The sequence below is a fragment of the Polaromonas sp. P1_G2 genome (genome assembly GCF_056405515.1).
Genome location: NZ_JBFUBY010000646.1, coordinates 1 through 666 on the forward strand (window position 1 = coordinate 1; position 666 = coordinate 666).

1 protein-coding gene is annotated in these 666 nt (G+C 60.1%); it reads left to right on the plus strand.

Annotated elements, in window-relative coordinates; all coding sequences use genetic code 11:
• The coding region (locus AC1D0P_RS26710; RefSeq protein WP_477679489.1) for a magnesium transporter at positions 1–573 on the plus strand (573 nt) is incomplete at its 5' end.
• Between the last annotated feature and the right edge of the window lie 93 nt (positions 574–666).

Below are 666 nucleotides of genomic sequence, written 5' to 3' on the forward strand. Positions count from 1 at the left end.
CTTTTGCGCATGGGCGGCGTCGGCGACGAAGAACTGTCGGACACGATCGCCGTCACCTCGAAGCTGCGCGTGCCCTGGTTGATCGTCAACCTGCTGACCGCCTTCCTGGCGGCTTCGGTCGTCTCCTATTTCGAGGCGACGATCGAGAAGATCGTGGCGCTGGCCGTGCTCATGCCCATCGTTGCCGGCATGGGCGGCAATGCCGGCACGCAGACGCTGACGATCACCGTCCGCGCGCTGGCGACCAAAAGCCTCGACATCCACAATGCCGGCCGCATCATCCGCAGGGAGTTCGTCGTCGGCATCATCAACGGCCTTATCTTCGGCTTATTGATCGGCGTGGTGGCACGGCTCTGGTTCCACGACTGGGATATTGCCGGTATCATCATGTCGGCCATGATGATCAACATGATCGCCGCCGCCATTGCCGGCATCATCATCCCGATGATCCTCGAACGGGTTGGAGCCGACCCGGCCGTGTCGTCGGCGGTGTTCGTCACCACGGTGACCGACATGACCGGCTTCATGTCGCTGCTCGGCATCGCCACATGGTGGTTCGGCCTAAGGGTCTGACCCTGAAAATTGACTTTTACGTCAATGTCAATACAATGCCGCTACGACACCGTGGCAGGCGACCGTGAACAAATATTACAGCATCACCGAACT